Annotated in this window: 18 protein-coding genes; 3 read left to right on the top strand and 15 right to left on the bottom strand. The window is 31.8% G+C overall.

Annotation, left to right across the window (positions count from 1 at the left end; translation table 11 throughout):
* The 9 genes from HMPREF3247_RS10730 to HMPREF3247_RS10690 form a co-directional block, all read right to left on the bottom strand.
* Nucleotides 1-372, bottom strand: a 372-nt coding sequence (locus HMPREF3247_RS10730) for a DUF443 family protein (protein ID WP_070858744.1), incomplete at its 3' end; no start/stop codon positions are given.
* Between the two features lie 22 nt (nt 373-394).
* Nucleotides 395-511: a hypothetical protein gene (locus HMPREF3247_RS10725; protein ID WP_001788281.1), complete on the bottom strand. Its 117-nt coding sequence runs from the start codon at nt 509-511 to the stop codon at nt 395-397.
* Nucleotides 512-567: 56 nt separating this feature from the next.
* Nucleotides 568-1,197, bottom strand: coding sequence for a DUF443 domain-containing protein (locus HMPREF3247_RS10720; protein WP_000882146.1), 630 nt, complete (start codon nt 1,195-1,197; stop codon nt 568-570).
* 74 nt (nt 1,198-1,271) lie between these two features.
* Nucleotides 1,272-1,889: a DUF443 family protein gene (locus tag HMPREF3247_RS10715; protein WP_070866240.1), complete on the bottom strand. Its 618-nt coding sequence runs from the start codon at nt 1,887-1,889 to the stop codon at nt 1,272-1,274.
* Between the two features lie 87 nt (nt 1,890-1,976).
* Nucleotides 1,977-2,618 (bottom strand): DUF443 domain-containing protein, encoded by a 642-nt coding sequence (locus HMPREF3247_RS10710; protein ID WP_000404344.1) that lies wholly within the window; start codon nt 2,616-2,618, stop codon nt 1,977-1,979.
* Nucleotides 2,619-2,743: 125 nt separating this feature from the next.
* A complete protein-coding gene (locus HMPREF3247_RS10705; RefSeq protein ID WP_000881986.1) occupies nt 2,744-3,370 on the bottom strand; it encodes a DUF443 family protein in 627 nt (208 codons plus the stop codon).
* A gap of 74 nt (nt 3,371-3,444) precedes the next feature.
* Complete coding sequence (locus HMPREF3247_RS10700) at nt 3,445-4,065, bottom strand: DUF443 domain-containing protein (RefSeq protein ID WP_024946846.1); 621 nt, start codon at nt 4,063-4,065, stop codon at nt 3,445-3,447.
* Between the two features lie 3 nt (nt 4,066-4,068).
* Nucleotides 4,069-5,475 (bottom strand): T7SS effector LXG polymorphic toxin, encoded by a 1,407-nt coding sequence (locus HMPREF3247_RS10695; RefSeq protein WP_000020795.1) that lies wholly within the window; start codon nt 5,473-5,475, stop codon nt 4,069-4,071.
* Between the two features lie 465 nt (nt 5,476-5,940).
* Nucleotides 5,941-6,042 carry a hypothetical protein gene (locus tag HMPREF3247_RS10690; protein WP_031866177.1) on the bottom strand — a complete coding sequence of 34 codons (102 nt, stop codon included), beginning with the start codon at nt 6,040-6,042 and terminating at the stop codon, nt 5,941-5,943.
* 57 nt (nt 6,043-6,099) lie between these two features.
* Here HMPREF3247_RS10690 and hypR point away from each other — a divergent pair, with 57 nt between their 5' ends.
* Together hypR and merA are read left to right on the top strand one after the other, a co-directional pair.
* On the top strand, nt 6,100-6,540 hold the full coding sequence (hypR, locus tag HMPREF3247_RS10685) for a redox-sensitive transcriptional regulator HypR (RefSeq protein WP_001047249.1): 441 nt from the start codon (nt 6,100-6,102) through the stop codon (nt 6,538-6,540).
* Nucleotides 6,527-7,849: a hypothiocyanous acid reductase MerA gene (gene merA / locus HMPREF3247_RS10680; protein WP_001566530.1), complete on the top strand. Its 1,323-nt coding sequence runs from the start codon at nt 6,527-6,529 to the stop codon at nt 7,847-7,849. Before hypR ends, merA begins: the two co-directional genes overlap by 14 nt.
* 51 nt (nt 7,850-7,900) lie before the next feature.
* Here merA and HMPREF3247_RS10675 read toward each other — a convergent pair whose 3' ends face one another.
* The 6 genes from HMPREF3247_RS10675 to pta form a co-directional block, all read right to left on the bottom strand.
* Complete coding sequence (locus HMPREF3247_RS10675; protein ID WP_000798967.1) at nt 7,901-8,242, bottom strand: YuzB family protein; 342 nt, start codon at nt 8,240-8,242, stop codon at nt 7,901-7,903.
* A 176-nt stretch (nt 8,243-8,418) separates the two neighbouring features.
* The gene (locus HMPREF3247_RS10670; RefSeq protein ID WP_000616885.1) at nt 8,419-9,495 is read right to left on the bottom strand and encodes a phosphomevalonate kinase; all 1,077 of its coding nucleotides are present in this window, start codon (nt 9,493-9,495) and stop codon (nt 8,419-8,421) included.
* Between the two features lie 12 nt (nt 9,496-9,507).
* Nucleotides 9,508-10,491, bottom strand: coding sequence for a diphosphomevalonate decarboxylase (mvaD, locus tag HMPREF3247_RS10665; protein WP_000597337.1), 984 nt, complete (start codon nt 10,489-10,491; stop codon nt 9,508-9,510).
* 4 nt (nt 10,492-10,495) lie between these two features.
* A complete protein-coding gene (mvk, locus tag HMPREF3247_RS10660; RefSeq protein ID WP_000197034.1) occupies nt 10,496-11,416 on the bottom strand; it encodes a mevalonate kinase in 921 nt (306 codons plus the stop codon).
* 586 nt (nt 11,417-12,002) lie between these two features.
* Complete coding sequence (locus HMPREF3247_RS10655) at nt 12,003-12,839, bottom strand: lipoate--protein ligase family protein (RefSeq protein WP_000362357.1); 837 nt, start codon at nt 12,837-12,839, stop codon at nt 12,003-12,005.
* Nucleotides 12,840-12,841: 2 nt separating this feature from the next.
* Nucleotides 12,842-13,828, bottom strand: a complete 987-nt coding sequence (gene pta, locus HMPREF3247_RS10650) for a phosphate acetyltransferase (RefSeq protein WP_000774282.1) — start codon at nt 13,826-13,828, stop codon at nt 12,842-12,844.
* A 167-nt stretch (nt 13,829-13,995) separates the two neighbouring features.
* On the opposite strand from pta, the gene hemQ reads away from it, so the two are divergent.
* Nucleotides 13,996-14,748: a hydrogen peroxide-dependent heme synthase gene (hemQ, locus tag HMPREF3247_RS10645; protein ID WP_000075714.1), complete on the top strand. Its 753-nt coding sequence runs from the start codon at nt 13,996-13,998 to the stop codon at nt 14,746-14,748.
* Nucleotides 14,749-14,776 lie beyond the last annotated feature (28 nt).

Raw genomic sequence — 14,776 nt, 5'->3', positions numbered from 1 at the left:
TAAAGATGATTTTTTAATTAGGCGTACATAAAATGTTAAAATCCCTATAAATGTGATACAACATATAGCAATAACTAATTTTCTATCAAGTTGAGTGTCAAGTAAATGTGTATACTTTCTTAATGTAACTGCGAATAAAGTAGAGATACCTGCAACTGGCCAAAAAACATTCTTTTTAGCAGGTTTAACAATATTTAAGTTTTCAAACTCTTCTCTACTAATTTTGACGTATTCTTTTGGGATGAACCAATTAATAAAAGGAAAAAATAAACTAATCCAAGTGCTTATTATATCGATCATTAAGTACTCATCATTATATTTAATAATTCTATATTTGGGGTTTTTATTGATGATTTTAGATTCGCATAGCATTGATTATCAATCCCACCTTATTCTAATTATTTTTTATTTGAAGCGTGGCTAACATAATATAATTAGTTATTAATTCACTTTTTATAACTTTGGCTGTTTTATTTCCCTGTTCTAAGATAGCTCCTCGATTTAAAATCATTGCTTTTTATGAACCAACATTTAAGTATCCGATACTACCTAAGTTAATCAATTTTACTACTTATTTGTTTTTAAAATAACATGAATTTTTTTATCTAGAACCGATGACATATTCAGTAGAAAGAAGCATGCAGTCATGCCAATTAAAGCAAGAAATTCTATTATATTTTGAGGGGATGAAGTTACTAACATACTCAGAGCCATTGTTGACAATCCACCAAATAATATATAAGCAAATAAGGATAAACAAATATTTTTAAATGTAGGTATTAATATGATCTTTTCGTTATTACTTTTATTTTTATCAAAAATATGTAACTTCAATTTTGTATTTATATATATAAACAATGCGAAAACACCTAGAAGTATCATACAGCATGTTAATATAACTATTTCTTTTTCTAAATGGATGTTAAGCAAATAGATATATTTTCTTGTTAAGGTTGTTAATAACACTGCAAATCCTGCAACAGGCCAGAAAGTATTATTTTTAGCGGGTTTGACAATATTTAAACTTTCAAATTCTTCTCTACTAATTTTCGCGTACTTTTTGGGAATAAACCAATTAATCATGGGCAAAAAATAAGCAATCCAAGTACTTACTAAATCAACCATGAAATATTCATTATTGTATTTAATAATTCTATATTTAGGGTTTTGATTAATGACTCTAGATTCGCAAAGCACTGTTTATCACTTCCACCTTATTCAAATTATTTTTTATTTGAAGAACGGCCAATACAATATAATTAGTTATTTATTCACCTTTTTATAACTTTGACTGTTTTATTGACAATGAGTGTTATATTCATCAAGAAAAACAACATTAACCCCATACCCCAAGCTATAAAAGTTATTAAATTCTGGTTTTCTAATGTCAGCAACATGCTTAAAGCTAATATTGACATGCCTCCAATCAACAAATAGCCATATAATATAAGAACAGCATTTTTTAATGTTGGTACTAAAATTATTTTTTGTTCTTCTTTTTTATTATCGAAAACTTTCAATTTTAATTTTCGATTCAGAAGCACAAAAAAGATTATAATACATAGAAATACAACGAAGCATATAAATATAACCGATCTTTTTTCTAATTGAATATTAAGTAAGTGTATGTACTTTCTGGAAGTAGCACCTAGTAGGATTGTTCCTCCTACAACAGGCCAAAAATTTTTATTTTTAACTGGCTTAACAGTGTTCAGTTTTTCATACTCTTCTCTACTAATTTTGGCGCACCTTTTTGGAATGAACCAATTAATAAATGGAAAAAAGTATACAAGCCAAGTGCTTATTACATCGACCATTAAATACTCATCATCATACTTAATAACTCTGTATTTCGGATTTTTATTGATAATTTCGGTTTCACAAAGCAATAATTATCACTTCCTATTAATAACAAATTCACACAGCTATATTATCGTTTCTGTTTCTCAAAACACTTGTGCCCTTTTGTATCAAAATTAATATTTATATGACCTTAAATATATAACATGAATCTTTTTGTCTATTATTGAAGACATATTTATAAAGAAAAATAGCATTGTCATAATAACCCAAGCAATAAATACTATAATATTTTGGATAGATAAACTAATCAAAACATCTAAGAACATGATTGATAATCCACCACAGAAAAAATAAGAAAATAGTACAAAGCAAAGATTCTTGAATGATGGAAAAATCATAATTTTTCCATTGCTACTCCGATTATTATAGATAGATAACTTTACTTTCTGATTTAAATATATATAAAACACTAGAATACTTAATAATAAAACCGAACAAATGATAATAACGCAATTTTTTTCTAAATGAGAATCAGGTATATATATTTTATCTCTAAACATAGTGCCAAATAAAAGTATGCTACCTATAACTGGCCATAAAGCTTTATTTTTAACTGGTTTAACAATATTTAAATTATCAAACTCTTCTCTGCTGATTTGGACATATTTTTTTGGTATTAACCAATTAATAAACGGAAAGAACAAAACTAACCAGGTGCTTACTAAATCAATCATCAGATAGTCGTTTTTATATTTAATAATTCTATATCTGGGATTTTTGTTTACAACTCTAACCTCGCAAAGCAATATCTCCACTTCCGTCTCGTTGGTTTTATATCTAATACACTTTCAGATACTTTATAAGTGTTTTGTATTTTAGTAACATACTATTTTCCTGTTTATTACTTAACTTACGAACTACAATCTAAGTTTAGTAATTTCTATTGCTTTTTAAGTTTGGCATAAACCTTTTTATTACTAATTGAGCCCATGCTTATTAGAAAGAAAAAAATTGTAATAATAATCCACATAATAAATACCAGTAGATTTTGAGGTTTTATAGTCATTAGCCATATTAAAAATAATATAGAACAACCTCCTAATAATAGATATGTGAAAACTATAAAACTTCCATCTTTAAAAGTAGGCACTAATATAACCCTATTTTCATTATCTAGATTATCATCATATATCTTTAGTTTAAGCTTTTTATTTAAGTAAATGTAAAATGCTGCAATACCTATAAATCCTATAAAACATAAAGATATTAAAATCTTATTATCTAATTGAACTTCAAACGTATGTACATATTTCCGTAAAATAACTACAAATAAAAACGAACTACCAGTAACTGGCCAGAAAATATTATTTTTATTTTGTTTATCAACATTTAAATTTTCAAGTTCCTTCTCACTAAGTTTTGCATACCTTTTGGGAATGAACCAATTAATAAAAGGAAAAAAGTATACAAGCCAAGTGCTTACTAAATCAATTAACAAATACTCATCATTATATTGAACGACTTTATATCTCGGATTTTTATTAATAACCTTAATATCACATAGCATTGTTTATCACTTCCTACTTTTACTTAGTAATCTTTATTTGAAGAACGGCTAACATAATATTGTTAGTCATTTTTCTACCTTTTTATAACATTTACTTTTTTATTGACTACCAAAGCTACATTACTAAGTAAGAACATTATTACAAGCATAATCCAAGTAATAAATAAAATGATGTTTTGAATACCTTCTGTGATAAACATATAAAAAGCAAGTATGCTTAAACTACCAAAAATAATATACGAAAGGAGCATTAAGCATAAATTTTTAAAAGTTGGTATTAAAATTATCTTTTCATCACAGTTATTTCTATCATAAACGTTTAACTTAGATTTCGAATTAATATATAAAGCCGAAAGGAAAACCCCCAAAAGTACGAGAGAGCATAAAATATTCACAGCAATTTGATTAATTTGTATATTTAACAACTGTATATATTTTCTCGTCAATACTGCCAACAAAACTGATCCCCCACCTGCTATCCATCCAGCTGAACTACTATTTTTCGGTGTAAATGTATTTAATTCTTCAAACTCACTTTGACTAATCTTCGCAAATTTCTTAGGTACACCCCAATTAAGCATTGGAATGAAAAAGAAAATCCAAGAACTAGTTACATCAACCATTAAAAACTCGTTCTTATATTTTATAATTTTATATCTCGGGTTCTTATTTATATTTTTTGATTCACAAATCAACACTTACCACTCCCATTTCATAGGGTTTATATGATTGCTAATACTTTTTGTAGCTTCACCAACGACATTTCCAATGCTATCTACTGTATTTACCGTTGACTTTTTGAAATTATCAATACCTTCATCTATCTTATGTCCAACCCAATCAGTTTTATCTTTTAACCCCAAAATATTTGCTTGGTAAGCCCAATCAGCAAGGTGGGTAGCTCCAATACCTACTGCCAAACCTCCTAAAGCAGCCCAACCAACTGGGTTACTAGCAAGTGCGACTATTGTTGCTGAAGTAGCAATTCCAGCACCAGTACCTATTCCTGTAGTTAAAGCATTATGCGACAACGCCTCCCCAAATGTTTTATCATCATTTGCAAGGTCATCATACATACCTATACCAAATCCTACACCTGCAACACCTTTACCTAGATATTTTCCACCTTTAGCAAATTTACTACCATTTTCTATAAACACATTACCTGATGTACGTTTGACTTCCACAAATGAATTTGGACCGGCTGGGCCTTTCACTCCACCTGCTGTATTGATAAATACACCGAATTTACTTGCATTTATACCGCCTTGCTCTAAAAGTGTTGACGTAATATCTAATCCCATATCTCGTTTAATACTATCTTTATTGTCATTTATATATTTCATTATACTTTTCGGGATATCGTCTTCTGGATGTTCTTTGGCATATGCCTTTATAACAGCAAAGTCTGCTTTATTTAAAGTTTCTTTCTCTGCTTTATGTTCAATTTTCCCCATAGCAACTTTCAAATATTTTTCATGACTTGCTTTGGCCCAATCAAGTTCTTTACCTGAAGGAATATTAAATTGATTTGTTGAAAAGTTCCAAAAATTTTGCGCTTGGGTAAGTCCTTGTTGGACAATTTTTTGAAATTCTTCAACTTCTTTAAATATTTCTGGTGATTTTTGATTAAACTCACGCAATTTGCGTAGCTTCTCTTCTAATTCATGTTTTTGTTGACCTAATGTTTGTATTATTTGTTGGTTCGATGAAATGGCTTGCTGATTATCGGAAGCATGCTTTTTCAAATTGTTATTCAAATTTTCATATCGCGTAATTTGTTGACTTAATGATCTGATATCTTCTTCAAGCTCTGATTCTTTTAAAGATATGCTATCAACCTCACTCGTATAACGTGACACAAAATTATCGCAAGCTTGCTTCGTTAAATCACTCAATGTTTTCATACTTGTTGATAATGGAATTAACACCGTACTAAAAAATTGCTTAGCTGACGTATACGCTTTCCCTTTAAGCGCATCATCATTGATAAATTGAGTAATTGCTTTTTCCAACGCATCATAATTTGAATTCATTGTTTGACTCAAATTCCCCACACTTGAAGCTTGGTTTCGAGATCTGTCTAAATACATGTCAATACTCATCGGCATGCTCCTTTTTCAAAAATATATGATTTTCAAACTATTTAAAATCAAATGCTTTTTACATCTACAAAGTTGTAAAATTTTAAAACTCGGCGATGATTATTTCTTATGTAAAGGAGTCTAGATGCAGGTAAATTGAGATAACATGTCGCCTTTTTTCTTATTTTAGCATATGGATATAATGGTGTCTTTGTATATTCGCAATTAATCAATAAAAATTATCTTTCAATATTTTAATTTTATTGCGACAACATCCTTAACATTAAATATATTAATATCTCAAAATATATTCACTATTAAAATATGTCATCAGTTGTTAAAAGTATTTCCTCATCATGCGAAATATCAAAACGTATCTAAAATACGAATAAGTTTATACAATCACACAACATCATCATTCAAAATTTTATTGCCCTTATTTTCAATATTCATTTCATATCTATCAGTTCATACATAATTAAAGTTTCAATTGTGCAATCTCACCGTTAATGCAACAACTTTCAAACAATAAATCATCACTATAAACACTCCTATTTCAACACTTTTCAAACATAAGTATTGACACATTGAGCAAAATGATTTTTAATTGTAACTAATACAGTTACAATTATGAGGTGAGAAACATTGAATTTAGAATTTAACATTGCCGTGCATGTATTAGCTTTTTTAACTAAGCATCATTCAGAAAAATTCAATAGTAGTTCATTAGCAGAATTAACTTGTTTAAATCCTGTTCAATTACGACGCGTGACGACTCAACTTGTCGATTTAAAAATGATTAACACAATACGGGGTAAAGATGGTGGTTATTTAGCAAATGATCGTAGCGCTGATGTCTCTCTAGCAACATTATATAAACATTTTGTCTTAGAGAAAGAACATCACACACGACTATTTACTGGCGACGAAGGCAGTCACTGTCAAATTGCTCGTAATATTGCAACTACTATGTCACATTATCAGCAAGACGAACAGAATATCATTATTAATTTTTATAAAGGAAAAACAATCAAAGATGTCATTGAAGACATTCAAAAGGAGGATTTATGTCATGAAAACATATGATTTAATTGTAATAGGATTTGGGAAAGCTGGTAAAACTTTAGCCAAATATGCTGCATCAACAGGTCAACACGTCGCAGTTATCGAACAATCTCCGAAAATGTATGGAGGCACTTGTATAAACATAGGATGTATTGCTTCAAAGACACTTGTACATGATGGATTAGAAGGCAAATCTTTTGAAGCAAGTTATAACCGTAAAAACGATGTTGTCAATGCGCTAAACAATAAAAATTACCATTTATTAGCAGACGATAACAACATTGATGTACTGGATTTTAAAGCGCAGTTTAAATCTAATACTGAAGTGAATTTATTAGATCAGCATGACGATATCGCCGATAGTATTACTGCACCTCATATCATTATTAATACTGGTGCTACCTCTGTCATTCCTAACATTAAAGGCCTTGATCAAGCTAAACACGTCTTCGATTCAACAGGTTTATTAAACATTAACTATCAACCTAAGCACCTCGTTATTGTAGGTGGCGGTTATATCGCCTTAGAATTTGCTTCAATGTTTGCGAATTTAGGTAGTAAGGTTACAGTATTAGAACGTAGTGAATCATTTATGCCACGTGAAGATCAAGATGTCGTTGCACATGCTATTACTGACTTAGAAAATAAAGGCATTGCATTGTATACAAATGTTGAAACGACTGAATTGTCATCTGACAATCATCATACAACAGTCCATACTAACGTTGGTAACTTTGAGGCTGATGCAGTACTTTTGGCTATCGGTCGCAAACCGAATACGGATTTAGCTTTAGAAAATACTGATATCGAATTAGGCGACAGAGGCGAAATTAAAGTCAATGCTCATCTTCAAACAACTGTGCCGCATATTTATGCTGCAGGTGATGTTAAAGGCGGACTTCAATTTACGTATATATCTTTAGATGATTATCGAATTATCAAATCAGCGTTATATGGTAATCAGTCACGTACGACTGACAATAGAGGCAGCGTGCCTTATACAGTATTTATAGATCCACCATTATCACGTGTTGGATTAACTGGTAAAGAAGCTGCCGCTCAACATTATGATTACACTGAACATCAACTTTTAGTAAGTGCTATACCTCGTCACAAAATTAACAATGATCCAAGAGGTTTATTTAAAGTAGTCATTAATAATGAAAATAATATGATTTTAGGTGCTACATTATATGGTAAGCAATCTGAAGAATTAATTAATATAATTAAACTTGCGATTGATCAAAACATTCCATATACCGTATTACGAGATAATATTTATACGCATCCTACGATGGCCGAATCATTTAATGATTTATTTAATTTCTAGACAAAACATAAAAACCTGGTGGCACGCATTGAATGATGCTGCCATCAGGTTTTATTGTTGTGCTTTTCGCTTTTCTAATTTTTCTTTAAGCTTTCTATCTTGTTCTTCTTTACGACGTTTACGTTCTTCATGTCGTTTTCTTAAACGCTCTTCTTCTTCAGGATCACGTGGTTTCTTTAATTGTTGAGAAACTTTTTCGATTAATTCTTCTTCAGTAAGCGCAGCCAGTGGGCGGTTATTAACAAAAGTGAATGTTTTTCGGCGTCCAGGTCCACAATAAGATTGACAACCTATCACGATTTCAGCATCGGGATCTAATTTTTCCAACTTCTTTTGTAACGTTCTTATATTGACTGCCTGACATTCATCACAAATAAGGAATGTATTTTTCATATTGCTACCCACCTTTCTTTATCATATCTATATCGTCGATTTCATTAATTTTTTCGTTAACTCTATCTATTTTACTCTTTTTAATATTTTTTTCAAGATACGTAACACGGCTGACAATAAAAAATGGAGCATTTATCTTCTAATTAAATTAGATGATTGCTCCCCTATCAAATCATTTATTGCCCATGATAAATATTAAATTTTAATGGTTTAATACCATGTTTTGTCCATTCATCATAAATTTTTTCTTTATCTACATCTTTATTGATAATTGTAATACCACAGTCTCCACCACCAGCGCCTGATGTTTTAGATGCGCCGTGATACTTTTCAGCAATATCACACAAATATTTTAGCTTTTCAGTTTCTATATCAACTGTAGCTTCTTTATCCATACGTTGAATAATTGTACGATTCTGACGCACCATCTTTTGCACACCTTTAATGTTATTTGTTTTAAAAGCATGAATAAGTTTTTCAACACAACGATGTGAATCTTCTAAGAAGTCACCGTAAAATGAAGGATCTGATTTCAAACGTTTCACTTCGCTAACAAAGTGTGGTGATGACGCCGGTGAGCCAGTCCAACCGATAAGTACTTCCATATTTTCAGGTGCTTGTAATGGTTCGATGTGCAATCCAGGCCAGTTTTTGATTAAAACTTCTTCAACCGTAGTATCTTCAATTTGATGCTTAACCCATTCATGATCAAAAGTACTATACGCTAGCCATCCACTATATACACTCACAGCAATATCTCCGCATGAACTTAAACTTTGTAACTTCATATTTGCAATCACTGCTAGTTTATAAATGTATAAATTAGATAACTTCATATCATAAAATTCATTTAATACTTTTATAACTGACACAAGTACTGCTGCACTTGAACCTAATCCATATTTATGACCATTTGAATCATCTAAATTACTATCAATAGTCAGATGAAAATGCTTCATCGCTATATCGCAACTTTTCGCGTATTGTTCAAATATTTCAATAGCTGTGACCACATAATTTAATTGTTTTGCTGCATGTGGATCTGAAATGACAATACTATCTTCATCTCTACTAAATGTAACTGGGTTATGATGTAATGCTTTTGAATGAATGGTACCTTTATATTGGTCTGCTTCTTCAATAGTAGCAGTTACAAAACGATCTAACGCAATAAGTACAGATTTATATCCTGGTTCTGTTACAGCATATTCTCCAGCAATATAAAGTTTTCCGGGTGCTTTGACCTGAATCATTTTATCTCTTCCTTACTCAATTATTTCAATTCCTGTGGCAATAATGTCACTATCAATAATTTGGTTATTATCAAACTGTGTTAATAATTTATCTATAATCTGTTGCTTGTTTTTCTTTTCTACAAGTATTTTCACATTAGGTCCCGCATCCATTGTAAAATAACACGGATACCCCGCTTCTCGGCATTCGTGAACAAGCGCCATGACATCATAACTTTCTTGCACAAGATATGTGAACGGCGGTGTTGATCCTAGATTCGTGGCATGCATACGCAAACCATTTTCTTCAATTACTTCACCAAGGCGTTTAAAATCTTTGTCTTGAATCGCTGCTTTTGCTTCAGTTAAATCTTCATCAATATGATCTAACCAATATTGATAAAACCTTGATGTGTTTCGTGTCAATGACATACCATATCGACTAGGTACCTTTTTAGAATGTTGATTAATCACAACAAATATCATGGCAAGGTCATCTTCAAAATGATTCGATTCAAGTGGAACGGCATATGACGTCTCATCACTATACCCTTTTTCCCATTCTGCAAATCCACCATAAATACTACGCGACGCAGAACCCGAACCAATTCGCGCCAATCTCGATAAATCCTTATCTGACAGCTGCATGTCTAGCGCTTGATTACAAGCTGCTGCTAAAGCTGCATATGCGCTTGCCGATGAAGCCAACCCTGCTGCTGTTGGTACAAAATTGTCGCTTTCAATTTCTGCATACCAATCGATGCCAGCTCTATTTCTGACAATATCCATATATTTTGAAATTTTCTCTAATTCTTTGCCACTAACCTTTTCACCATTCAACCAAAATTGATCCTGTGTTAACTGGTCGTTAAAAGTGACTTTCGTTTCAGTGTAAAATTTTTCTAATGTAACAGATATGCTATTATTCATTGGAATGATTAGTGCTTCATCTTTTTTACCCCAATATTTTATAAGTGCAATATTCGTATGTGCACGTGCTTTGCCACTTTTAATCAACGCATTAACCTCCTAAATTCTCAATCCAAGTATGTGCTGCACCAGCTTTTTCTACAGCTTTTACAATATTTTTCGCTGTTGGTAAATCTTTGGCAAGCAATAACATACTTCCACCACGACCAGCGCCAGTAAGTTTTCCAGCAATCGCACCATTTTCTTTACCAATTTTCATTAATTGTTCTATTTTATCATGACTAACTGTCAACGCCTTTAAATCCGCATGACATTCATTAAAAATATCCGCTAAGGCTTCAAAGTTATGATGTTCAATCACATCACTCGCACGTAAAACTAACTTACCGATATGTTTTACATGTGACATGTACTGAGGGTCCTCACAAAGTTTATGAACATCTTCTACTGCTTGTCTTGTTGAACCTTTCACACCAGTATCTATAACAACCATATAGCCGTCTAAACTTAACGTTTTCAACGTTTCAGCATGACCTTTTTGGAACCAAACTGGTTTGCCTGATACAATCGTTTGCGTATCAATACCACTTGGTTTACCATGTGCAATTTGCTCTGCCCAATTAGCCTTTTCAATGAGTTCTTCTTTCGTTAATGATTTCCCTAAAAAATCATAACTTGCACGAACAAAAGCAACCGCGACAGCTGCACTCGATCCTAATCCACGTGATGGTGGTAAATTCGTTTGGATCGTTACTGCTAGCGGCTCTGTAATATTATTTAATTCTACAAAACGGTTCACCAAAGACTTAAGATGGTCAGGCGCATCATATAACATACCATCGTAAACATCGCTTTTAATAGACGAATAGTTCCCGCTCTCTAAGGCTTCTATTAAAACTTTGATTTTACCTGCGTTAAACGGTACTGCAATAGCAGGCTCTCCAAATGTAACAGCATGTTCTCCTATTAAAATAATCTTACCTGTCGATTCCCCATATCCTTTTCTTGTCATGTCAATATCACCTTTTATATTTATCCTATACTTGATTCATTATTTTTATTTATTAGTAAAAGACATCATATTCTAAGTTGCATACGCATTCGCGTTAAATTTCATTGCAGTCTTTATCTCACATTATTCATATTATGTATAATCTTTATTTTGAATTTATATTTGACTTAACTTGATTAGTATAAAACTAACTTTCGTTTACTTCAAAGTTTAAATCTTATCGAGTGATATTTCAGATTCTTTATCTTTTTATAAAATAGCCCTACAATTTATAATTTTCCACCCTAACTATAATACTACAAATAATAATTGGAATATATAGATTTACTACTAAAGTATTAGAACATTTCAATAGAAGGTCGTTTCTTTCATAGTCATACGCATTATATATACCCTATTCTCAATCTATTTAATACGTAAAACATGAAATTTTCTTATTAAATTTATTATTTCCATCATATCATTACTTTTAATTTAATGATGTTCAATTTAAATATTAGGTCAATAACATATTTATGCTTTTTATGGATACTTTCAAAAATAACAGCCCCAAACGATAACTTGAAAGGGGCTGTTAAATATTTAACTATTGCATTTGATCTATCATTTTCTTGTTTCTTTCAATCATTTTATCAAAATACGTATCGTATCTTTGCCATTCTTCTTGAGTAATTGGCGTCATATTTAATACACCGCCAAGATCTTTGATTGCATATAATAGTAAAAACATTACATCTTGAACAGTAATCGTTTTGTTAAGCAATGTCTCTAATGAGGCCATACAAGATGGTTCAATTTCAGGATATTTAAATTTAGTCACTTCACCTTTTAAAGCATGTTCATAAAATGTTTGCATCATCAATGCACGTTCTGAACCAGAGCCTTCAACACAAAGATAAATTTGTACAGCAATACCGCCTCTAACTCTTCGTTGCGATATGCCTGCAAATTTCTTACCATCGATACTTAAGTCAAATTTTCCTGGGCAATAAGAATGTTCAATTTCCATCGTATCAATATCAACATTCTCATTTTCGAACATTTTGCTAATTAAGAGGTACATCACAGTAAACGCTTCATCAATCGTTGTTTCTGTTTGTCCTTTGAACATCAGCGATATATTTAATACACCTTGATCTAGAACGACACCTAAGCCACCAGAATTTCTAACAATGGCATTATAACCAATCTCATTCGTTAAATAATCAATGCCATCTTTTAAAAACGGCAATCTTGAATCATGAATACCAAGAATAACAGTATGTTGATGAATCCAAGTACGCACAACATTATCTGATATATCTTTGCCCACACTTTCGCAAAATGTATCATCGAATGCGAAAGATTGCATAGGTTCTAATCCAGAAGAATGATCGATATATCGCCAGTTGACGCCATTAAAATATTTACTCGCTAAATCCATCGTTATTGTAAGGCTTGCGCTGCTGTGATAATTGAAAGATTGTATACATCTTCAATTGAGCAGCCACGTGATAAGTCATTTACTGGAGAATTTAAACCTTGTAATACTGGACCAACTGCATCATATCCACCTAAACGTTGTGCAATTTTGTAACCAATATTACCAGCTTCTAAACTTGGGAATACAAAGACATTTGCATCACCTTGTAATTTAGCACCTGGCGCTTTTTTCTCAGCAACACCTGGTACAATCGCAGCATCAAATTGGAATTCGCCATCAATGATTGCTTCTAATTTTTCTTCTTCAGCTTTTTGTTGTGCTAATTTGACAGCTTCTTGAACTTTTGTCACGTCGTCTGATTTAGCAGACCCTTTTGTTGAAAAGCTTAACATTGCAACTTTTGGATCCATGCCAAAGCTTAATGCTGATTTTGCACTTTCTACTGCAATTTCTGCAAGTCCTTGTGAATCAAGTTCTGGATTGATTGCACAATCACCAAAGATGTATTGTACATCACCTTTAATCATAAAGAAGATACCTGATGTTCTTGATACACCTGGTTTCGTTTTGATGATTTGTAAAGCTGGACGCACAGTGTCTCCTGTTGAATGTGCTGCACCACTAACTAAACCATCTGCTTTACCAGCATAAACAAGCATTGTACCGAAGTAGTTCACATTGTTTAATAATTCTTGTGCTTGTTCTTCAGTCGCTTTACCTTTACGTCGTTCAACAAATGATTGAACTAATTCAGCTTTCAATTCACTTGTCGCAGGATTAATTAATTCAATATTAGAAATATCAAGATCAAGTTTTTGCGCTAAAGATTGAACCTTAGTCTCATCACCTAACACGATTGGTGTAACATAATCTGTTGCTTGTAATTGTGTTGCAGCTGTTAGAACACGTTCGTCCTCTCCTTCAGGTAATACGATTTTAACGTTTTTACCAGAAAGTTTGTCTTTTAATACATTTAATAAATCAGCCATAATGTCCTCCTGTAATATAAATCTTATTAATCATTCACGGTATAATTATACGCCATTTTATTTCATAATGCCACGTCACCAATTTGTAATCATAATTTTATCGTTACCCCTTTGCTTTATGATAAAATTTATAAAGAACTGATGATTTTTGAAAAGGAGCGATAAACATGAGTCAAGCAGCCGAAACATTAGATGGTTGGTATAGTCTACATTTATTTTATGCAGTTGATTGGGCATCATTACGTCTAGTTCCAAAGGACGAACGCGATGCACTTGTCACTGAATTTCAATCATTTTTAGAAAATACAGCAACTGTAAGATCATCAAAATCTGGTGATCAAGCTATTTATAATATAACTGGTCAAAAAGCAGATTTGTTATTATGGTTCTTACGTCCTGAAATGAAGTCTTTAAATCATATTGAAAATGAATTTAACAAATTGCGCATTGCTGACTTCTTAATCCCTACATATTCATATGTATCAGTCATTGAATTGAGCAATTATTTAGCTGGTAAATCTGATGAAGATCCATATGAGAACCCTCATATCAAAGCAAGATTATACCCAGAATTACCACATTCTGATTATATTTGTTTCTATCCAATGAACAAACGTCGTAATGAAACTTATAACTGGTACATGTTAACTATGGAAGAACGCCAAAAATTAATGTATGACCATGGTATGATTGGTAGAAAATATGCTGGCAAAATCAAACAATTTATTACTGGTTCTGTAGGGTTTGATGATTTCGAATGGGGCGTAACATTGTTCTCAGATGACGTATTACAATTCAAAAAAATTGTATACGAAATGCGCTTTGATGAAACAACAGCACGATACGGTGAATTCGGTAGTTTCTTTGTAGGACATCTTATTAACACAAACGAATTCGATCAATTCTTTGCGATTTCTTAATACATTGGTACGTTTATAAATTAATAAA

Source organism: Staphylococcus sp. HMSC36A10, assembly GCF_001838845.1.
Classification (GTDB): Bacteria; Bacillota; Bacilli; order Staphylococcales; family Staphylococcaceae; genus Staphylococcus; species Staphylococcus aureus.
This window is presented reverse-complemented; position numbering and strand designations above follow the sequence as displayed.